The organism is Bradyrhizobium sp. th-b2 (assembly GCF_000426785.1).
In the GTDB taxonomy this organism is placed as follows: domain Bacteria; phylum Pseudomonadota; class Alphaproteobacteria; order Rhizobiales; family Xanthobacteraceae; genus Bradyrhizobium; species Bradyrhizobium septentrionale.
In genome coordinates this window covers 1-20,370 of the sequence record NZ_AUGA01000019.1, presented here as the reverse complement: position 1 = coordinate 20,370, position 20,370 = coordinate 1, and the positions used below count along the sequence as shown (strand labels likewise).

General features: G+C 60.5%; 16 protein-coding genes, 1 tRNA gene and 1 pseudogene. 10 read left to right on the top strand and 8 right to left on the bottom strand.

All coding sequences use genetic code 11. The annotated features are described in order from the left end of the window. Window positions 1–144: 144 nt before the first annotated feature. The 3 genes from K359_RS0122640 to K359_RS0122630 form a co-directional block, all read right to left on the bottom strand. Window positions 145–873, bottom strand: a complete 729-nt coding sequence (locus K359_RS0122640; RefSeq protein WP_029081378.1) for an alpha/beta fold hydrolase — start codon at window positions 871–873, stop codon at window positions 145–147. A gap of 115 nt (window positions 874–988) precedes the next feature. Further along, window positions 989–1,552 carry a DinB family protein gene (locus tag K359_RS0122635; protein WP_029081377.1) on the bottom strand — a complete coding sequence of 188 codons (564 nt, stop codon included), beginning with the start codon at window positions 1,550–1,552 and terminating at the stop codon, window positions 989–991. Window positions 1,553–1,577: 25 nt separating this feature from the next. Continuing rightward, window positions 1,578–2,468 (bottom strand): LysR substrate-binding domain-containing protein, encoded by an 891-nt coding sequence (locus K359_RS0122630; protein ID WP_029081376.1) that lies wholly within the window; start codon window positions 2,466–2,468, stop codon window positions 1,578–1,580. 181 nt (window positions 2,469–2,649) lie between these two features. Between K359_RS0122630 and K359_RS0122625 the strand changes: the two genes are divergently transcribed. The 4 genes from K359_RS0122625 (at window position 2,650) to K359_RS0122610 (ending at window position 5,084) form a co-directional block, all read left to right on the top strand. Then, complete coding sequence (locus K359_RS0122625; protein WP_029081375.1) at window positions 2,650–3,318, top strand: hypothetical protein; 669 nt, start codon at window positions 2,650–2,652, stop codon at window positions 3,316–3,318. 184 nt (window positions 3,319–3,502) lie between these two features. Further along, window positions 3,503–3,742, top strand: a complete 240-nt coding sequence (locus K359_RS63355; RefSeq protein ID WP_245284689.1) for a hypothetical protein — start codon at window positions 3,503–3,505, stop codon at window positions 3,740–3,742. 41 nt (window positions 3,743–3,783) lie between these two features. Further along, on the top strand, window positions 3,784–4,482 hold the full coding sequence (locus tag K359_RS0122615; RefSeq protein ID WP_029081374.1) for a VOC family protein: 699 nt from the start codon (window positions 3,784–3,786) through the stop codon (window positions 4,480–4,482). A gap of 365 nt (window positions 4,483–4,847) precedes the next feature. Beyond that, complete coding sequence (locus K359_RS0122610; RefSeq protein ID WP_029081373.1) at window positions 4,848–5,084, top strand: hypothetical protein; 237 nt, start codon at window positions 4,848–4,850, stop codon at window positions 5,082–5,084. Between the two features lie 23 nt (window positions 5,085–5,107). Here K359_RS0122610 and K359_RS0122605 read toward each other — a convergent pair whose 3' ends face one another. After that, on the bottom strand, window positions 5,108–5,341 hold the full coding sequence (locus tag K359_RS0122605) for a hypothetical protein (RefSeq protein ID WP_029081372.1): 234 nt from the start codon (window positions 5,339–5,341) through the stop codon (window positions 5,108–5,110). A gap of 611 nt (window positions 5,342–5,952) precedes the next feature. Between K359_RS0122605 and rpsU the strand changes: the two genes are divergently transcribed. Both rpsU and K359_RS61430 read left to right on the top strand, forming a co-directional pair. Then, window positions 5,953–6,249 carry a 30S ribosomal protein S21 gene (gene rpsU / locus K359_RS0122600; RefSeq protein ID WP_029081371.1) on the top strand — a complete coding sequence of 99 codons (297 nt, stop codon included), beginning with the start codon at window positions 5,953–5,955 and terminating at the stop codon, window positions 6,247–6,249. 35 nt (window positions 6,250–6,284) lie between these two features. Next, window positions 6,285–6,536, top strand: coding sequence for a hypothetical protein (locus K359_RS61430; RefSeq protein ID WP_156928622.1), 252 nt, complete (start codon window positions 6,285–6,287; stop codon window positions 6,534–6,536). Window positions 6,537–7,463: 927 nt separating this feature from the next. Here the strand turns inward: K359_RS61430 and K359_RS0122580 are convergent. After that, window positions 7,464–9,242 carry an acyl-CoA dehydrogenase gene (locus K359_RS0122580; RefSeq protein WP_029081368.1) on the bottom strand — a complete coding sequence of 593 codons (1,779 nt, stop codon included), beginning with the start codon at window positions 9,240–9,242 and terminating at the stop codon, window positions 7,464–7,466. A gap of 220 nt (window positions 9,243–9,462) precedes the next feature. Here K359_RS0122580 and K359_RS0122575 point away from each other — a divergent pair. Continuing rightward, window positions 9,463–9,537 (top strand) — tRNA-Gln (locus K359_RS0122575). 263 nt (window positions 9,538–9,800) lie between these two features. Here the strand turns inward: K359_RS0122575 and K359_RS0122570 are convergent. Next, entirely contained in the window at window positions 9,801–12,239 is a 2,439-nt protein-coding gene (locus tag K359_RS0122570; protein ID WP_029081367.1) for a DEAD/DEAH box helicase family protein, read from the bottom strand. Between the two features lie 824 nt (window positions 12,240–13,063). Here K359_RS0122570 and K359_RS0122565 point away from each other — a divergent pair. Both K359_RS0122565 and K359_RS52685 read left to right on the top strand, forming a co-directional pair. Then, a complete protein-coding gene (locus K359_RS0122565; protein ID WP_035976920.1) occupies window positions 13,064–14,017 on the top strand; it encodes a DUF1837 domain-containing protein in 954 nt (317 codons plus the stop codon). Beyond that, window positions 14,014–16,548 carry a DEAD/DEAH box helicase gene (locus tag K359_RS52685; RefSeq protein ID WP_051346296.1) on the top strand — a complete coding sequence of 845 codons (2,535 nt, stop codon included), beginning with the start codon at window positions 14,014–14,016 and terminating at the stop codon, window positions 16,546–16,548. The genes K359_RS0122565 and K359_RS52685 overlap by 4 nt, the downstream gene beginning before the upstream one ends. A gap of 49 nt (window positions 16,549–16,597) precedes the next feature. Here K359_RS52685 and K359_RS66225 read toward each other — a convergent pair. Then, window positions 16,598–16,813: pseudogene (locus tag K359_RS66225) on the bottom strand (hypothetical protein); the annotation flags it as partial. 132 nt (window positions 16,814–16,945) lie between these two features. On the opposite strand from K359_RS66225, the gene K359_RS0122555 reads away from it, so the two are divergent. Next, the gene (locus K359_RS0122555; RefSeq protein ID WP_035976919.1) at window positions 16,946–19,546 is read left to right on the top strand and encodes a DEAD/DEAH box helicase; all 2,601 of its coding nucleotides are present in this window, start codon (window positions 16,946–16,948) and stop codon (window positions 19,544–19,546) included. A 602-nt stretch (window positions 19,547–20,148) separates the two neighbouring features. On the opposite strand, the gene K359_RS52680 is transcribed toward K359_RS0122555, so the two are convergent. Continuing rightward, on the bottom strand, window positions 20,149–20,370 hold a 222-nt coding region (locus K359_RS52680; RefSeq protein ID WP_035976918.1), incomplete at its 5' end, for an AbrB family transcriptional regulator.

Here is a 20,370-nt window from a genome sequence, read left to right as displayed (position 1 = left end):
CAGGGGACGTTGGTCGTAGGGAAGGACCGCGCGATGATGGCACGCAGCGATCGCGCCCGGTTCGGGGATGCGGTCGATCGTCACGGCGCATTGCGCTTTCGTTCGGCGCTCGATGCGATGGAGATACGCGCGCTCGAGATCGTACTAGCCGCGCCCGACGAACGAGCGGATGCCGCGGCCGATCGCGGCGCCATGCTCTAGCAGGGCACCAAGGTGATCGCCGGGGACCGACATTGCGTACAAGCCGTTCTCCGCGGCGAAGCGCTGCATCGGCGCATGCGGGCCGTCGTCCTGCCCGTTCCACAGCAGCACCGGCACGCGCGAGGAGAGCACCGCGTCCTTTGCGCCGTCGACCTGGCCAAGCGCGTCGAAGCAGGCGCGCACGCCGCCTTCCAGATCGGGCGTCACCCATTCGGCGAGCTGCGGGGCGGTGCGGCGGGCAAAGGTGATGAAGGCGCCATAGGTCAGCGGGCCGGCATTGCCGCGCGGCAATCCGGTGAGAAAGTCCCAGCCGCCGATCGCAAGCGACGCCAGCCGCGTCGGGAAGAATCTGGCGACGCCGACCGCGACCCAGCCGCCCATCGAATGTCCCACCACATGGGCGCGCTCGCCGCCGAGATCGTCGATCACGGCAACGATGTCGCCGGCGCGCTGGGCCTGGTTATAGAGCGCCGGATCGGCCGGCTTGTCGCTCAACCCATGCCCGAGCGAATCGACGCAGACGACGCGAAAGCGGTCGGCGAGCGCGTCGACCACGCCGCATTGCTTCCAGCTCGCAGCGTCGAGCAGCAGGCCGTGCTGCAGCACGATCAGCGGCCCCGTTCCCTCGACAGTGTAATGGATGCGCTGGCCCCGATGATTGGCGAATGGCATTGATAGAATTCCCCACGTTTTCACCCACAGGTGAGTGCGGAGATACCGGGATTCAAGACCCTTGTTCCGGATCGGGAACCGACCCGTGCGGCCGGACAGCGGGCGAAACTTCGGCTCAGCCGCCCCACACGGTGGCTTCGCTCCAGCCGAGCTCCTTGAACTCGGCTTCCCGGAGCGGGGCTTCGCCGGCGGCGAAGAATTCGTCGAGCTGCGGCGGCTTGACCGTGGTCTCAGAGAGCATCGCATGGGCCTGGCCGCGATGATGGATCTGGTGCTGGAACAGATGCATCAACAAGCGGTCGCGCCGCTCGGTCTGCACGGAGGTGTCGCGATTGACCTTGACCGCATCGTCAAGCCGCTCGGGCGTCAGCGCATCGCAGTGAGCGATCAGGCGCTGGTCGATCGCGCGCTGCGCAGCTTTCAGCGCGGCGACCGCCGGGTAGGGCACCTCATCGGCCCATGCTTTCGGCCCGAGCCAGCCGCCCTCGAGCGCGTCGACATAGAAGAGATCGATGACATGGATGTGGTTCAGCGTCGCCTGCAGGCTCGGAAAGAACCCGGTGCGCGCGGCGGCAAATTCCGCCTGGCTGAGACCGGCGCAGGCCGTGAGCAGGCGATGATTGGCCCAGGCGTTGTTGTAGGCAAAAGCGCGAAGAGTCTGAACGAGGCTCGCCGGCATATCGGTCCTCACTGGATTGAAGGGATCAGGCGGGCGCTGCGGCCAGCCGGCCGACCCGCGACAGCAGCAGCTTCAGGATCGTGGATTTGTTGGCCTTGTGATAGGCGATCACGAGGTCGAGCGTCGGCGCCTCTCCCTGCACCGGGCGGGTGGTGATGGTGTCGGGCAGATAGCGCGCCGTGTAGGCCGGCAGCAGCATCACCGCATGCGTCGAGGTGATCATCGATATCGCGTGCACGACATTATGCACCTCGTGCTCGGGCCTGAGATCGATGCCGGCGCGGCTGAAATACTCCAGCACGACGCGGCGCACCGCCGGCGCCGATCTGGACGGCAGATAGAAGGTTTCATTGACGATGTCTTCGGGCGCGACGGCGGCCTGCGCGGCCAGGCGATGGTTGCTCGGAAACACGAACACCAGCGGGTCGGTGCGCACCCGCTTGCAGGCGAGATCCTCCGTGTTGTCGTCGGCGCGCATGAAGGCGGCATCGAGCTTGCGCCGCATCAGTGCTTTGGCGAGCACCGGCGAGTAGTCGCTCGACAGGCGGATATCGATGCCGGGAAATTCGTCGCGCAAGACGCGGGTCACCTCGGGCAGCAGATCGATCTCGGCGCCGGACAGGAAACCGAGCGAGAAGCTCGGCTTCGGTGGCTGCGCCGCGCGCAGCGCCGCCTCCTTGGCGGCCTCCGCCTGCAGCAGCGCCATTCTGGCGTGATCCAGAAAGGCCTTGCCGGCCGCGGTCAGCTCGATGCCCTGCGCGCCGCGGTTCAACAGTTGAACGCCGACCTCCTGTTCGAGATCGCGGATCTGCCGGCTCAGCGAAGGTTGCGAGGTGTGGAGTTTTTGCTCGGCGGCGACCGTCAGGCTGCCGGCATCGGCCACGGCAACGAAGTAGCGCAGATGCCGGAGCTCCATCACCGTCTCCCGATCACGGCCTGTCATATCCGGCAGGCATGGGGCCAGCCTACAAAGTCTTTTTCGCGCCGGCCAGCGCTCTCTATAGCAGTACGCATTCTACGCGGGGTCTGCCTGGCAGGCAGAGGATGTTCCTTCTGCCCGGCACGAAGGCCTGCGCGTCGCCCGCCGGAGCCTGCGCATGTGGAGAAGCATCAGAGCGTCGCTGTTGTTGCTGGCGGCGGTGACGGGATGCGGCGGCGCCGCGGCCCAGTCATCAGGCAATCAACCGAAGGCAAGCGCCATGGAACAGGACGTCGCGACAATCAGGCAGGCCCTCGCCGGAAACTGGGAGAGCATCGCGCCCGAGATCCGGCCGAGCAAGAATCCGGACGGCTCGATCAAGCCGTTCTACCTCAAGCGCGCCTTCATTTATCAGTCCTCCGACCGGTTCGAGCTCGTGGTGATCAATTCGGCCGATCCGTATGGCAAGGTGCCGCTGGCGCGGATCAGGATCGTCGGGCACCTGCAATGGCAGGGCGCGCATCCGATCGCGCCGGGCGCGCAGAAGGTCGATTTCGTCGCCGACGAGGTCTATGAGGTGACGCCGCTGGCGCAGGGCTTCGCCGATGTGCTCAACAAGGTCGCTTCTGCCGGCTACGCGCCGTGGGCGGTCGATGCACCGCAGAGCATCTTCGGCAGGTCGTTCCTCCCCTTCGGCCTCAAGGAAGGGACCAACTTCATGGAGTACGACCTGGTCTATCTCAGGGGCGACCTGTTGTTCTGGGGCGCCCGCAATGTCGACGGCCGCGGCTTCGACACCGAGCAGAACCGGCCGACCAATCTGCAGATCCCGCTGCTGCGGAAGTAACCTCCCGGCAAGGAGTGTGGCCATGAGCACATCGACCGAAGACCGCCGCGTCCAGATCGTGCTGGACGCGTTCGATACCCTGTTCAACAAGCGCGACTATCCCGCCGCCGAGCGGTTCTGGTCATAGCACTACATCCAGCACAGCGCGCATATTGCGCCCGGCCGGGACGGGCTATTCGAGCTGGTGAAGGGCTTGCCCGCGACGCTGCGCTATGAGAACCATGTCGGCGCGGCGAGCGGCGATTTCGTCATTCTGCACGGCCGGTTCAGTGGTCATGGCCTGCCGGCGGCATGGGTCGTCGCCGATATCGTGCGCATGGAGGGTGACGTGCTCGCCGAGCATTGGGACGTCATCCAGGACGAGGCGACGCGCGAACAGTCGCGCAGCGAACTGCCGATGTTTGGCGATCGCTTTCCCGGCTGAGCGGGCCCAGCGAGCGCGCAGGGCGGCCGAGGAGACCGGGCATGCAGCTTGCGAAGAACGTGATCGACGTCGGCCTCTCCACGAACAATCTCGAACCGATGCTGCGGTTCTGGCAGCAGGATGCCGGGCTTCGCTTCGATCATGTGCAGCCGATCCGCCGCGGGCAGAAGCAGTACCGGCACGACGCGCATGGTTCGGTGATCAAGCTCAACCATCATTTCGAGCCGCTGGGCGACGCCGCGCCGAGCGGCTATCGCGAGCTGATCATCGCGCGCGAGGGCATCGAGACGCCGCAGCGCATGGTCGATCCCGACGGCAACAGCGTTTGCCTGGTAGTGCCGGGACATGACGGCATCACCCAGATCGCCGTCGCGATGGCCGTGCGCGACCTCGCCGCGCATTGCAGGTTCTACGGCGACATTCTCGGCTTCCCCGAGCAGTCATGGTCGGGCGGTCCGGCCTTTCGCCTTGGCGACAGCCTGATCCTGCTCGCGGAAGATCTTGCCGCGACCGTCGATCCCACCAGGCAGGCGCGCGGCTGGCGCTACATCACGCTGCAGGTTGCCGATATCGACGCCGTGCATGACGAGCTGCGCGCCAAAGGCGTGCGCGAGGGCCTGGCGCCGGTGACGCTTGGCGAGGTCGCGCGGATTGCCATGATCCTCGATCCCGACGGCAACTGGATCGAACTGTCCCGCCGGGCATCGATCGTCGGCAGCCTGTCCGATCACAAGGCGTGATCGGCCGGCGCGGGGTGCCGTGCCGAGCGTGTCACAAACCTGCGACATATCTCGTGGCAATGTACAGCTTGCCGGGGGATTTCAGGGGCCCGGTGCCGAACCAACGCCGCCAAGCGATCCATATTCCGCTTGGGCGGCGTTGTGCTTTCGATGGTCCGAAGGGTGCCGTGAAATGCCGGGCGCCGATGATATAATCCGGCGGACCACGTCTGCCACGATATGACAGCGCGCCGATCTCACGGGAACATTCGCCCGCCAAGTGTGGCGTTCCGTGCTCTGTCAGAGCGGACATTTCGCATCGTCGGGGCCGGTCGCTGCTCTGTCCCCTCGCCAGGAACGATCGACAGTTCGGCCTCTTATCAGTGATGACACGCTACTATTTCGATCTTCGTGACGGCGGTGGCTTGGCGATCGACGAAGAGGGCCTGGTGATGTCCGACCTCGCGGCGGTTAAAGAAGAGGCCGCGCGCTCTTTGGCCGACATGGTTCGCAATTCCGCTTGCGGTCACAATCTCGGTCAGATTGCAATCGAAGTCCGGGACGACAACGGGCCTGTGCTTGAAGCGGGCATCGCGTGGCGCACGCGCCGGCCGGATTTCTAAGGTTTGGTTTTGCGCCGACGCGCCTAGCGCCTCGTGATGCCCAGATCGAGACTGACGTCAAACAATGGCCCGTCGTCGGTGCGGACCTCAAACGCCAGCAGCCTGTGCTTGTCCAGAGGCGGATTGTCTTTCGCCATGCCGAGCAATGACTGCATCGCTTCGTGCGCGGCAGTCTCCTCGTCGCGCAGCTCGATGCCCTGCCTGTCGGCATAGAGTTCCTCGCCGTTCCGGATATCGAAATAATAGCGGGTTGCCATTTGCGGCTCCCTTTTGTAGCGGGAGCTGCCCAGGCTCTCGAGTGCCGGCGCCCTGAAATCACCCGGCAGCGCCGTAGTCTGCGTCAGACGGTCCGAATTTGCCACTCTACAATGACATTGATGCAGGGAACCGCTCGGGCCAGGCGCTATCGTCTTCGCCGACGATCTCCAACGTGCTTGATCCGTCAGAGATAATTCCCGGGATTTGCAATTGCGCCTTGCATAGCTGGGATAAGTGTATACTTATGGTGTATCGACTGGCCTTGAGCCTTGTAGATCGGTCCTACTGGACCCTTTTCCAAAGACATCGTCGGATGAAAGTGAGGACGCGTGCTTGCAGCACTGCGGCTAAGGCTTTCGTCATGTTGTTGATCGGCTGCCGTTTCACGGATGTACTGGAATGGCAGTGCGGCCCGCTCTGTCACCGATAGAGCGGGCTTTCGTATTTGCGCGCTCAACGTACCTAGAGTGTTTTCGAGCGAAGCCTGTCCCGCACTTGATGCGGGATGGATACCGGTTCGCGAAGAAAACGCGTCAAAACAAGAAGCTAGAGCTTCGGTTCTGATTCCTGTCAGAACCGAAAATGCTCTAGCGCCGCGAGAGGTGATCCATTGCAGGTTCTTGTCAGGGACAACAACATCGACCAGGCGCTGCGCGTTCTGAAGAAGAGGTTGCAGCGCGAGGGCGTCTTCAGAGAGATGAAGCGCCGCCGATCGTTCGAAAAGCCTTCGGAAAAAAGGATTCGAGAGAAGGCCGAGGCCGTGCGGCGCGCGCGCAAGCTTGCCCGCAAGCAGGCGATCCGCGAGGGATTGATTGCGGCTCCGCCGAAGAAGCCCAGATTGGCGGCGCCAAAATTCCCGGCATCAGGGCAATTGCTGCCGCGAACAAACGGCTCGCCGGAGCGTTAGTCTGTACCGCAATCCTGTTGGAGGGAGCGTGCACGATGAAGCAGCGACCTTATCGAGGCAACGGATGCCTCCAGGAACGTCTCTCCGATGAGATCTGTCGTCGGCGAGACCAAGATCGGGATGTTCGATCGAGGGACGAGAAGCGGCGGCAACGTGCGCAGAACCTGGCCGGCACGGCCATCAACGCAATGGCAGATGATACGGCCAGCCGGATCGAACAGTCTGCCCGCAAGCATGATCTGCTGGATGGCCCCAGAGAGTTTCGTTCGTTGCGCCGGGATCGCTGACAAGCGGTAGTGTGACGGCCGGTCGGCTTTGCCGTGATCGCGAACTCTATCTGATCTGCTTCAGGCACAAAAGCGACAGCGCGGTGGCAGCCAAGGTAATCCAGAAAATGTGGATCGTTGAGCTAGGCGACACGAGGCTATTTGAGCCGAAAGGTAGGTTCAGCGGCTTATCGGCATTATTTGTGCGATAACCGGACGCCTGGAGTCATCGTATCTGCGCCCAATCACTGAGTTGCCCGACGGCGCAAGCCCCACAGCAAAAATATTTCGCTTTATCAGAAGTGCAACTCAGTGTATGAATTCCCCGTCTCACCCGATCGAGGGGCGCTGCGCATCGTCACGGGTGTTGCGGTGAGATGCGGTGGACGCCGATTCCGCAACTGACGAGTGCGCATGACGCGGACGGCGAAGTCTTGTGGTCCCGACGCCCTAGCGGCCGGTGTCCCCCGCGAGATGCGAAGCATCTTCGCGGAGGCGATGACAAAAAAGCCCAGTCTCGCCGGGGAGAGCACGAAGTAAGCCGTAACCCATCGCGCAGGGAAAGCCGGGATGTTTCCGGTTACACCTGTGGTCCTACCTCCGGTGCTTTTTGTTGCACCGGACCCATGGGTGCAATCGGCACCCGGCTTTCCCTGCGCCCTCTGTTCAAGGAGAGGGCGGACGAGATGCAAAGCTCGGACAAAGCATGTCGCGAGAATGCGGATGTATGACTCACAGGCCGTGCAACACACTCAGTGTCGTCCCTGCGAAGGCAGGGACCCATAACCACAAGTGCCGATCATTTTGCGTCGCTGGAGCGACAAGTCCCTTCAACAACACAAGCCGCGGCGTATGGGTCCCTGCTTTCGCAGGGACGACAGGGGAGCAAGCGGTAGTCTCCCCGCCATCCGGGTATCATCTGTGAAGGCGCGACGCGCAGAGCGCCTTCTACCCCGCCAACACCGCGTCCGCGCCGGTCACGGCCTCGGCGCTTTCGGTCACGGTCTTCTCCAGCGACGGTGCCTGCACGGAGATGTTTTCGGCGAAGAAGCGCGCCAGCGCGACGTAGCGCTGCGGCTCGGCCTCGCCGTTGGCCTTCGCGGCCAGCGCCTCGCCGGCGAGCATGCAGCCGCCGAGCGTCGCGGCGAACAGCCGCAGATAGGGCGTAGCACCAGCCAACGCATCGTTCGGCGCGGAGGCGAGCCGCTCCAGCAACCATTTGCTTGTGCGCTCCAACGCGGAGTGCGCGTCGCGCAGCTTGGTGCCGGTGGTGCCGAACGCCGGATCGTTGGAGGTTTCGACCTGCTTGATGGTTGCCGCGAGCTCGTCGAGCAGCGCCCACACCGAGGCGCCGCCATTGGCACCGAGCTTGCGGGTGACGAGGTCGATCGACTGGATGCCGTTGGTGCCTTCATAGATCGATGTGATGCGGGCGTCGCGATAGTGCTGCGCGGCGCCGGTCTCCTCGATGAAGCCCATGCCGCCATGGACCTGGACGCCGAGATAGGCGACCTCGTTGCCGACGTCGGTGGAGAAGGCCTTGGCGATCGGGGTCAGCAGCGCGCCGCGCGCGGCGGCGTCCGCGCGGACCTTGGCGTCCTTGGCGCGTGTCGCGACGTCGAGCGCGACCGCGGTGGCGTAGCAGATCGTGCGCGCCGCCGCCGTCATGCTGCGCATCTGCATCAGCATGCGCTTGACGTCGGGATGCACGATGATCGGATCCATCCCGTCGCCCTTGTGGCCAATAGCCTTTCCCTGCCGGCGCTCCTGTGCATAGGCCAGTGCCTGCTGATAGGCGCGGTCGGCGATGCCGACGCCTTCGAGGCCGACGCCGAGCCGCGCCTGGTTCATCATCGTGAACATACAGCGCATGCCTTGGTTTTCCTCGCCGATCAGGTAGCCGATCGCGCCGCCTTGATCGCCCATCGTCATGGTGCAGGTCGGCGAGGCGTGCATGCCGAGCTTGTGCTCGACGCCGCTCGCATGGATGTCGTTGCGCGCGCCGAGCGAGCCGTCGGCATTGACCAGGAATTTCGGCACCAGGAACAGCGAGATTCCCTTGGTGCCGCCGGGCGCATCGGGCAATCGTGCGAGCACGAAGTGCACGATGTTGTCGGTCATGTCGTGCTCGCCATAGGTAATGAAGATCTTGGTGCCCTTGATGCGGTAGGTGCCGTCGGGCGCGCGCTCTGCACGGGTGCGCAGCGCGCCGACGTCGGAGCCGGCATTCGGCTCGGTGAGCTGCATCGTGCCGGTCCATTCGCCGGTGACCATCTTCTCGAGATAGATCGTCTTCAATTCCTCGCTGCCATGGGCGTCGAGCGCCTCGATCGCCGACAGCGTCAGCAGCGGGCAGAGGCCGAAGGCGACGTTCGATGCGCTCCAGATCTCGGTGCAGGCGGCGTTGACCGCGAGCGGCAGGCCCTGGCCGCCGAACGCTTCCGGCCCCGATACCGCGTTCCAGCCTGCGGCGGCCCAGCGCTGATAGGCGTCGGGCCAGCCGGGCGCGGTCGTCACCTTGCCGTTGTCGAGCTTGATGCCGTGCTCGTCACCGACCTTGTTCAGGGGCGCCAGCACATCGGAGGCGAACTTGCCGGCTTCTTCCAGCACCGCAGCGGTAATATCGCCGTCGAAATCGCCGTAGTGGCCGGCCTGCACGGCGGCGGCGAGCCCCGCGCCGTGATTGAGGGACAGCAGGATATCGTTGATCGGTGCGCGGTAGGTCATGGCGTTACTCCCGACGAGGCGTTTGGAAATTGTCTTCCCATGAAACCAGCGGCCTCTCAACTGTCCGAGTGGACATCGCGCGGTCCGTTCCGGCCAGCGCAGCGTCGCTCTATAATAAGGGCGAGGGCGCCATCCCGCGGCTTTCCTGCCTTTTCGATCGCCGCCCTGTTGAAATACCCGCCCTCACTCTATAGACCGGCGAGGCCTTCGATCGGCGCGTTGGGGCGTAGCCAAGCGGTAAGGCAGCGGATTTTGATTCCGCCATTCGGAGGTTCGATCCCTCCCGCCCCAGCCATCCATAGCCGATTTTGGAGAATTTCCTTCTCTTTGAGGAAGATTCCCGCAAAATGCGGCATTTTCAACTCATGAATAGTCTCTGGAGACCCATGATCGAACTTTTTGGTCCGGAAATTCCCAAAAGTCTCTAAGCAAATCCACGAAAATTCCCATTTTCTGGAGACTGGCGCCCGAGACCGGAGAATAAAACCACTGCGTGGTGGGGCGGCATGTAGCCGCGATCACCGGCCCCAGGGGGCTCCGCTTCCAGTATGGTGCCAGCTATTCAATTACGTAACCCAGCGCTCGATACCCGGCACGTCGTTTCGTGGCCATCCGCGCAAGAACGGGAACCGTCTGATCGACGTAGTCCACGACAAGGACGTCCTTCTTTCCATCATGCAGGCGATGGAGGCGGCCGACATACTGCGCCAATGTCCCCTTCCAGGCGATCGGCATCGTCAAAAACAGCGTGTCGAGCCGTGCGTCATCAAATCCTTCACCGATGTACCGCCCTGTCGCGAGGATCAGGCGTTCATCGCGATCTGAGACATCCAACGCCGTGTTGGCGATTTTGCGTTCCTTCGCCGACATGCCGCCGCGCAGGACCACAAGGTTTCTCACGAATGGCGAGAGCCTCCTCTGAAGATAATCGAGGTGGTCCTTTCGCTCCGTCAGAACGATGGGCGAACGCTTCGCCTCAAGCGATTTCAGTACGTCATCGAAGATAAGATCATTGCGTCCGCTGTCCTGGGCCAAGGCTGCATAGATGGCAGACATCGAGGGGCGTTCGACTGACGCTAAGTATGATGGCAATTCAAATTTCGTCGAACAATCGCGTACGCGATGGCGGATTCCACGCTCAGCAGCTTGGGTCCGTGCATCAACTCGATGGCGAACGGGGCCGCATTGCATGAATATAATGGGATGGTGACCGTCTTTGCGGGCAACGGTCGCTGATAGGCCGACGACGTATCGCGCCTTCGAGCGCCGCGCAACAAGCTCGAAGCTTGCTGCGGACAGGTGGTGGCATTCATCGACAATCAGGTGGCCGTAGTTGGCGACGATATCGGCGACCTCTCCATTGCGAACCAGGCTTTGGATGAGCGCGACATCGATGACGCCTGTCGGCCTTCGTTTCCCGCCGCCAATAACGCCAATCTGCTCCGGGTCGATACCCAAGAAAGATCGCAGGCGTTCTACCCATTGATTGAGCAGCTCTCGTCGATGAACGAGGACGAGCGTGTTTCTAGCTCGGTAGGCAATTAGTGCTGCTGCAATGACGGTCTTGCCGAAAGCTGTCGTCGCGGCAAGCACGCCGTTCTCGTAGGAAATGAGAGCATCGAAAGCTCCCAATTGCGGCCGCTGCAGTTCGCCACGGAAGGAACAATCCGCGGGAAGTGCCGTTCCGACTTCACGTTGATCTTCCAATTCGGCAACGCCGCCGTGGCTTTTGATGAGGTCGAGCGTCTCTTCTAAGCAGCCTCGAGGTAAAGCGACATGCTGCGCGAAGAGCTCGGCGCATGAAACAACCCGAGGTTTGCCGAATGTTGGCAACCGCATGGCCTGGGCGCGATAGAATTCCGGGTTCTGGAAAGCTGCTATGCGAATTAGTTGCGCGATCAGGGCAGTCGGAAGCTCCGTCCTGTCGATATAAACCTGATCAGCGACCACGATCCTGATGCTTTTCGGTATCGTGGCCTTGATAGTCCCCGGCGTGCTGCGGCGCGACGGCGCCATTTTCCACGGCTCATCAGCATGTTCGTCGTCGACCGGCATGCGAATACCCAACACACGGCCTGATCGTTCCGCTTCTTCCGCGATCTTGAAGGCCATGTCCGCCGACAACCGGGGCAGGGACGACAGGTAAGCCCATTGATCGTCGTAAGGCCGGAGGTTCGTGTCGACAAAGACGCTATTGCCGATCTCCCGAGCCGTTTTTTGCAGCGGCAGGGCAATCAGATTGCCAAAGCCTCCGAGAGGCATTGTATCCTGATTTGGAAAGAAACGATCATAGGATGTAAAGCCGATCTCGGGGCGTTTCTCCATCGTCTCCGTGATAAGGGCTGAGCCCATCTGCCTGGCGATTCTTGCCGGAACGGGCTCGGAGAATAATATCCAGACATGCCCGCCGTTTCCTGATCGCGACCGTTCGAGGGCGGCGGCAATCCCCTTCGCATGGCACGTGTCGAGGAGTGCCCTCGCGTCATCCGCCCAACTATCCTTGTCGAAGTCGGCGGCAAGGAACCAGCAGGTCTCATCTTGCAGCAGGGGATAGACCCCAGCGACAAAGTCACCGGAGCGGGTATCGCCACCGCGCAGATGCTTTTCGATGACGTCCCTGGAGGGCGGGATGAATGCCTGATGCGGGCATTCTCCACACTTCACCTTCGGCTTGCCACAAATCCCCTTCGCCCATTCGTTGGAACAGGCTGGTGAGTATCCCGAGCGCCCGGCCTTTCTGTTTTCCCATCGAACTGGAAAGACGTCAGGACGCCCGGCGAATAAGCGCCGGAACAGCGCGATCTTCTCGTTCGGCGGCGAACTGTTGGTAACGGGGGCATCAGCACAAGGCCGCTCGGCTGTGCTACCGCTATCGCAGATCAGCTCCTGTTCACGCGTTTTCAGTTCGCGCTCAAGCGCGGTCCTCTCCGCATCCAAAGCAGCCAACCGCATTTGAATGCGTGCAATTTCCCCCGAGGCGTCGCCGTTACCCGCCAAAATGGTAGCTCATGCTTAAAGCCCACTCCGCCGGCCAACATAAACCAAAGTCGGTTCGGGCTTAAGGTGCACAGTATGAGGGACGCCGCGCCGCGGTTCGACGATGGGGATCATACCGAGGTGCCCGACGAGACCGGTGGAGAGCTTACAGGTATCCCAGACCAACTCTGCGCAGTGTCCAGCTCCGTTGCACAACGGGCCCTACACTGCACGCGGATATCAACTACTCCGCTTTGCCGAGACCTCACGTGGAGACTGGTTCGAGCAGGAATGCGTGAGTTCGATCCTCTCGTCTCCAGCCATCCATAGAGATTTCCGGCTAAAGGTCTGAAAAAGCAGGATAATAGGGCAGATTCGCCGGACTTTCGCCGGCGCCGATAGTCTCCGGCGTCTCCGCTATCGTTTTTCTGAGCCAAGTGCGTGGCTTTCGGCCGCCGCCTCGTAGCGCGCCTTGCTTCTGGTCGGGACCTTAGACCGGCGCTTTCCGGCCTCGCACGCATCGCAATTTCGATGGTTTGTGGCGGGATTCTGTCGAGGCGCCGCTCGCCGCATTGACAGATCATCGCGACGCCAGACTCGCGAACCTCGCAAAAGGCCTTGGCGATGCGTTTGGATTCGCTGCCAACCAGCGCGCCTTGCGTGCTCCGGTGGGCGTTTTACAGGTCCACAGACATCGTGGCGCGTCCGGACAGCCCCGGGAATGCTAAGACCCTAAAAGCTGCGTATTTCCAGTAACTTCTCTTCACTTACGATCTTGGTAGCCTATAGTGCAACCAATGAGCGAGTAAACACTACTGGAAGCGGGAGCCGCCAAGGACGCCGAATTGAAGTCGGCGTTCGCTGCGCTTTCGAAGGACTATAGTAACCTGACCGCCCGCATCAGGAACTTGAGCCATTCGGTTGTCTGCACATGCTCGGGCGTCACGCTACGCCTCCATTTTCCCGCTTTTCGCCAGAGCAAACCGACCCTCACCGAATTGGTCGACGCGATCGCGATTTACCTCGTCCACTTCGCGCTGCCACGGTCTGAGATTGAAGCGCTGACCGCGATCTATAAGACGACCGATCCAATCGAATTTATGAAACGGTATTCGCTATTGGAATCGCGGGCGCGCGCTCTTTTTATTAAGGCGAACGAGACGACCGAGCGAAATGGCGAAGCTGGCGAGCTGTTGCTTTATCTGCTGACCGAGTGGATTCTTGGTGCGCCTCAGCTCATCGCCAAAATGTCTCTCAAAACGAACCCGAGCATGCCCGTTCACGGGGCGGATGGTGTTCACGTCCGGTATTCGGAAAAAGAAAAGAAGTTGCTTCTCTATTGGGGCGAGTCAAAGCTGCACGCAAATGTGGGAAACGCCATTGCGGCAGCCGCAAAATCCATCACCGAAGCGTTGCAACCGGACAAGCTTAAGCATGAGATCGATCTTGTGCAGCAAAATATCAGCTTTTCTGGCCTTCAACCCGCCGAGAAGGAAGCGCTGCTACGGTATCTGAATCCGTTCGAAGAAGAATACAACGAGCGGCTCGACGTAACGACGTGCCTTATCGGATTCAACTTTGATGGTTTTGCAAAAGTGGCGGCGGTCGACCCCAAGGCAGCGGAGGCCGAATTCAGGACCCTTGCGCAAGCCGAGCTTGTAAAGGTAGCGCCGAAGCTCGCCAAAGCCTTGACTGACATGGGTCTGGCGACGCAGCCGATCGAGATATTCTTCCTTCCTCTTCCATCGGTGAGCGACTTCCGTGATCTTTTTCAAGCCAAGGTTGGTTGGAAGGCATGATTTCAGAATTGGTCGAACGGGTGTGGGAAAGCCCGAGGCTTCATAAAGCGGTGCAGTTTGTCGAGGTCGCTTGGTTAAAGCGTGAACTTGGCGTCGCAGGTGACGACGATATTCCAATCGACGTGGCGCAAAAGATCATCCGCGCCGCGGCGATCCTGTCCTGTTCCGGTACCCAACTCCACCGCGAGACGGCGTTCCGCGCCGCTACGTGCGTGTATGACCTCATGGGCACGGAAGAACTTCCGATGGATCAGGCTCTGCGTGTGGTCTTGTCCCGGCTTGGAAATTTCCCGTCGCTGGCGACGAAGAACGACGTCGACGTGGCTTTGCCGGTGCTCCCTCTCAGCCTCGTCACAGAGGAGCTTGAAAAGGCGGCCTCACGCGCCGTCATGGTCAACGAAGAGCGTCTGGTTTTCACAAATTTTCAGTACGACCTCTGGAGCAGGCTCGCGGCCAAGGAGCGGGTCGCGTTGTCTGCCCCAACCTCGGCGGGTAAATCCTTTGTCCTGCAAAATTATCTGGTCTCGGCGTTCTCCGAGAACAAGCCGCTTTCGATTGTTTACATCGTTCCGACCCGGGCCCTGATCACGCAAGTCGCGCTCGATCTCGGTCTGTCTTTTCGAGAGGCTGGAGCGAAAGTAGCGCCAGAAATCGTGACCGTGCCGCCAGATGCGGACACCCCGCTTCCAGAGCTGGGCATCTACGTGATGACCCAAGAACGGCTTCAATTGACCTTGGCGAACCATCCGGAGTTCAGCGCGGCCATCGTTGTTGTGGATGAGGCGCAGTCCATTTCTGACGGCGCGCGCGGAGTTTTGTTGCAGTGGGTGCTGGATGACTTGCTCGCCCGCAAGGCCAGCGCGCAAACGCTGTTTGCCAGCCCTAACGTTCGCAACCTCGATGTTTTCGGGAAACTGTTTGGCCTTGGCGACATCAAGCGGGTGTCGTCGAGCGAGCCGACGGTGGCGCAGAATTTCCTTGTTATAAAGATATTGTCCGGGACCAAGGGACGCGTATCGGTGATCCGAACGTCTTCAGGCAACGAGACGGAGGTCGCGCAAATTGAGATCGGCCACACGCTAGCAAGCCGGGTCGAAATGCTTGTGCACGTGGCGGCAAAACTCGGGAGACACCACGCCAATATTGTCTATGCAAATGGTGCGGCAGATGCTGAAAAAATCGCGATGCAGCTCGCCGATTTGTTTTCGGACCGCGAGCCCACGCCCGAGCGGGCCGCCCTGTCAGAGTTGGCGCATGAGGTTGTGCACCCCAATTATGTACTGGCGGAAAGCGTCAAGCGTGGCGTGGCATTTCACTATTCGAACATGCCCACACAACTGCGACGGGCTGTCGAAGAGGCCGTTTCAAAAGGGCACGTCGATTATCTTGTTTGCACAAGCACGCTTCTCCAAGGTGTCAATCTCCCGGTTCGGAATATCTTTATGTGCAAGCCCGAACGAGGAAAGTCGCACCCGCTCGATTCAACGGATTTCTGGAATTTGTCCGGTCGGGCCGGGAGGCTGCGAAAGGAGTTCCAGGGAAATATTTTCTTGATCGATTATCCGCGCTGGAAAACGAAACCGCTGGAGGGACCCAAGGACGCGGTCGTCACCCCGGCGATTGAAACCACGATGCGCGATCAGCAAGAGAAGCTCGTGACAGTGATGCGGAACCAAGGCCAGCCTGGGCGCAGTGACGATCCGGCCATTGAAACGACCTTTGGTCGGCTTTATTCCGACTATAAGCGCGGGCTGCTGGACGACACGCTTTTCCGTGCCGGTGTCGCCGGGGGGGTGGCGGTGGATGCATTCGCAAACGCGCTTCTGGCAGCCGATGAGCAGATCACGCTACCTCCCGGGGTTATCCGGCTGAGTCCCAACATCTCGGCGCATAAGCAAGAGCGGCTATTCGGCGCTTTAAACGGGGAGGTCGTAAAGGGACAAGGCCAAGCGGCGAAAATGATCCCGGACCATCCGAGGGATACGGAAGCGTTTGACTCCTACGCGCGCATTCTCAAGCTTTGCCACGACTTGATCCTTGGGCTCGATACCACGCGTTCGCTGCATCGGTTTCACGCGCTCATGGCTCTAAAATGGATGCGCGGATTGCCGCTCCCCCAGATCATCGATGAGCAGATCCGGCGGGACACCCGCGGGAAAGATCAGCGGACGATCATTCGAGACACGCTTGAACTGATCGAAGGGCAAATTCGTTTTCAGGCCGTGCGGCTGTTCGGCTGCTACAACACCCTCTTGAGGCACGCATTGGTGATCAACCATCTCGAGGATTTGGCAGCGAGCATTCCGCCCCTGCCGCTCTATTTGGAGGTCGGTGCCTCAGACAAAACGATGATTAGCTTTATCGCCCTCGGATTGTCCCGTGTCACGGCCATGAGGCTGAACGAGCTCTCGGCACGCAAGGATCTTGATACTGCCGACGCCCTTGAATGGTTGCGGTCGCGGCAACTGGAGCAGCTAGGCCTATCGACGTTGCTGCTTGGCGAGCTTCGCTCGGTGCTACTTGTTAAGTAAGCTATCGCGCGGGAACATGACGGCGCAAACTGTGCCCGGAAAACGCCGTCTACCGTGCTAAGGCGACGTGTAGGCGCGTTGCACGCTCCCAGAAAGCGCATTCGCCGCCCTCAAGATGTGACAGGCGGCCTTGCGGATGTGGGCGCTCTCCAATCCGACCGAGAGATAAGGTAATAAGCGGCAACTCGCCGAGTTCATGAGGACCAGCTTCGCAATGATGATCGGGTCACGAATCGGTATTGACAACAAGATTGGCGTCGTTGGTCCGTCCCTGACTCAGTAAAACGGGGGGACTCGGAGGATCAGCACGCGATCATCGGTGGGAATGGGTACTAGGAACTTCTAGAGTTGCAGAAAACATCGGCACCAGTCGACCACCAGGATAACGAGGAAGCACATGGCCTTCAAGAGTGCCCCACCACCCGAAGTTGCTCCCGACAGCCCTGATAAAATTCTGCTGGAGCTGCCCCGGCGAAAAATTCCCAGCGTGTTGCTGCATCAAGGTCAGATGATGCAAAAGTACGTGGTGGAGGCGCAAAGCGTCACCGACGTTGCGCTTCAACTACCGACTGGCAGTGGCAAAACGCTCGTAGGATTGTTGATTGGTGAATGGCTTCGCCGCAAGAACCACGAGCCGGTAGTCTTCCTATGCCCTACGCGGCAACTAGTAAACCAGGTCGTCGAGCAGGCAGAACAGCAATATGGTCTGAGCGTCCACGGCTTCATCGGGTCGAAGCAATCCTTCGACGCCGCGGCGAAGGCGGACTATCAGGCCGCGCGCAGGATTGCCGTAACCACCTACAGCGCGTTATTCAACATCGCGCCATTTTTCGATACGCCAGGCGTGATCGTCTGCGATGACGCGCATGCTTCTGAAAATTACATTGCTTCCATGTGGAGCATGCGGATTCAGCGCGCGAACAACGAACACGAGACACTTCACTCGGCGCTTGCCGCGCTTATTCAGCCTCTGCTAGACGGAACCGATTTCGGCCGGTTGACCGGGAGTATTGATGATAGTCTGTCGGATGCGGCGTGGGTCGAGAAACTGCCGACGCCGGCCTTCGCTCCTATTGCTGATGAATTCATGGCGATTGTCGATCAGCATGTGGGGGCGATCGACGACTTGCGTTACGCGTGGCGCCTGTTGCGCGATAATTTACATGCCTGCCATGTCTACCTGACGCCAAGCGAGATATTTGTCCGTCCATTAATTCCACCGACATGGACACATGCGCCGTTCACCAACGCGCGGCAACGCATCTATATGTCGGCAACGCTCGGCGAAGGCGGTGACCTAGAGCGCCTCACAGGCCGGCCGAATATCACGCGTTTGTCGGCACCGGCTGGCTGGGACCGACAGGGGATCGGGCGACGTTTTTTCATTTTTCCGGAGATGACGTTGACCGCCGATCAAACAATCGACCTTCGCAAAGCACTTATGCAACGTGTTCAAAGAAGCGTCGTGCTCGTGCCGAATGATCGAAAGAGGAAAGAGGCAGAAGCCGAGGCAGAGTCGATCGGGGCAACGGTATTCGATGCAGGCGCGATTGAAGACTCCAAGACCGCTTTCCTAAGCGCCCCACGCGCGGTGGCCGCGTTCGCCAATCGCTACGATGGTATAGATTTCCCCGGCGACGAATGCCGGCTGCTCTTCCTCGACGGCCTTCCAAAAACGACGAATGCGCAGGAGCGGTTTTTTGTAGCCAAGATGGGCGCCAACGCGCTGCTCCAGGGACGGATTCAAACGCGCGTCGTGCAGGCGGTGGGTCGATGTACCCGCTCGCTGCAGGATTATTCGGCAGTTGTCGTAACAGGCGGCGAGTTAACAGATTATTTTAACAGCCCCGTGCGGCTTAGCTTCCTGCATCCGGAGCTACAAGCAGAACTCGATTTCGGCGCCCGGCAGTCTGTAAACACTACCCAAGCGGAACTGCTCGAGAACTTCGATATTTTCATGCGCAATGATGCCACGTGGGAAAGCGTCAACCGGCAGATTCTGGCGAAGCGCGACGCTGCGACGCAAGAAAAGCCATCAGGAGTGGGGCAGCTACAGGCCGTCGTCGCCGCAGAAATCAACTACCAGAAGAACCTTTGGCAAAAACACTACGAGGGCGCGGTCGAGAACGCTGGGCAGGTTCTTGCTGGTCTCACCGATACATCCCTCCAAGGCTATCGGGCACTGTGGAACTACCTCGCTGGCTCGGCTGCAGCCTATGGTGAGAGCAGCGGCGTCGCGGGCATGAAGGTTCGTGCGCGCACGCATTTTGCGGCAGCGCGCGATGCAGCTGGGGCTATTCGGTGGCTCGCTAGCCTCGCGCGTTTCCGGCCAGAGCTCGTCGCGGCATCCCCGGATGACAGCGCATTGCAGTCGCAGATCGAGCGGCTTGAAGCATTGTTGTTGAGGCTCGGAACCAAGCATGAAGCTCGTTACGCGCAGGTAGAAAAGTCGATCGTTGCCGGGCTGAAATCGGCAGACGCGACCGAATTTGAAGTTGCCCATTGCGAGCTCGGGAAGATGCTCGGGTTCGAGGCAGCACGGCATGAGTCCGATGCATCGCCCGATCCGTGGTGGATCGCGGGGAAATATTGCCTTGTATTCGAGGACCATTCGGGCGCGCTAGTTTCTTCTTCGCTAGGTGCTGATAAAGCCCGGCAAGCAGCTGGACATCCTAACTGGATGTTGGCGAACGCAGCATTGACGCACATAACTGCCGACACGGCGATCCAGCCAGTTCTCGTTACACCTGTATCGCGAGCGGAGGCTGGCGCATTTCCCCATTTGGCCACTGTGGGTCTATGGCCCTTGGAGCAATTCCGCGCATGGGCGCGAGATGCGCTGGCTGTAGTCCGGCAGCTGCGGCGGACGCTCGGTGATGATGGTGACTTGGCGTGGCGCGCGGAAGCCCAAGCAATGTTCGAGCAGAAGGGCTACGACGCGGCAAGCCTGTTCCGCAAGCTTGGCGGGGTCAAAGCATGCGACGGGCTCAAGCGGTGACACGCCGCCGTGCCCGGTAATGCCTGCCGGAATTGGGCGCGACGAATGCGCTACGCCCAAGGTGAGGGTTCAGTGGATGGCCGGCAGCTTCTCAAGTCTTGGGCCGCAACACGAGGGTAGCCATTCACTAAGGCTTACGCCATCAATCCTAGCCGTAAGTCTCGAGAGGCTGGCACACATTCAGATCTTGATTACAAACCAACCAAGTCTGTTCGCTGACTGATGAGGAAATTACACCAGTGGAGTCAGTTGGGATAAAGTTCCATAACATTCGATGCGCGAATGGCCGCCGTTGGCGCAGAGCTGCCGTTCAAGGGCATGTCCGTTCCTGGGGGTGGAACGGAAGTAGGATTTCGGGACCGTCAGGTCCGAGTGACCCTGAACGGACATCACCGTCGCGGCTACCGCACGGATAGGGACTTCATCTGCTATCCCCTGATAATATAGGCTTCTGTTCCTGTAGCCGTCCAAGCTATCCCGTCCGTCAATATCGGCTCGCAGAGACAAGGCACACATCGGTCTCGCGCAAGCGAGCCAACCATCCCTGATCGGGATTATCCGTACCGGCACCCGACTGAACTAATCTTCTGCGACCAACTCACTCAGGCGGGAGTTTTGTCGGAAATATCTGGAACATTCCTGGCTATCCGATCCGCAACGAATCGGGACAAAGCCGGGCCAATGATGAGGACGAGCATAAAACGAGCGATCTGCTGCGCCATAACAAACCCGACATCGACATTGGTGGATGCCGCAATAATGGCGACCGAATCTACCCCGCCCGGGCTGGTGGCAAGATAGGCCGTCAAAGGATCGATATCGAA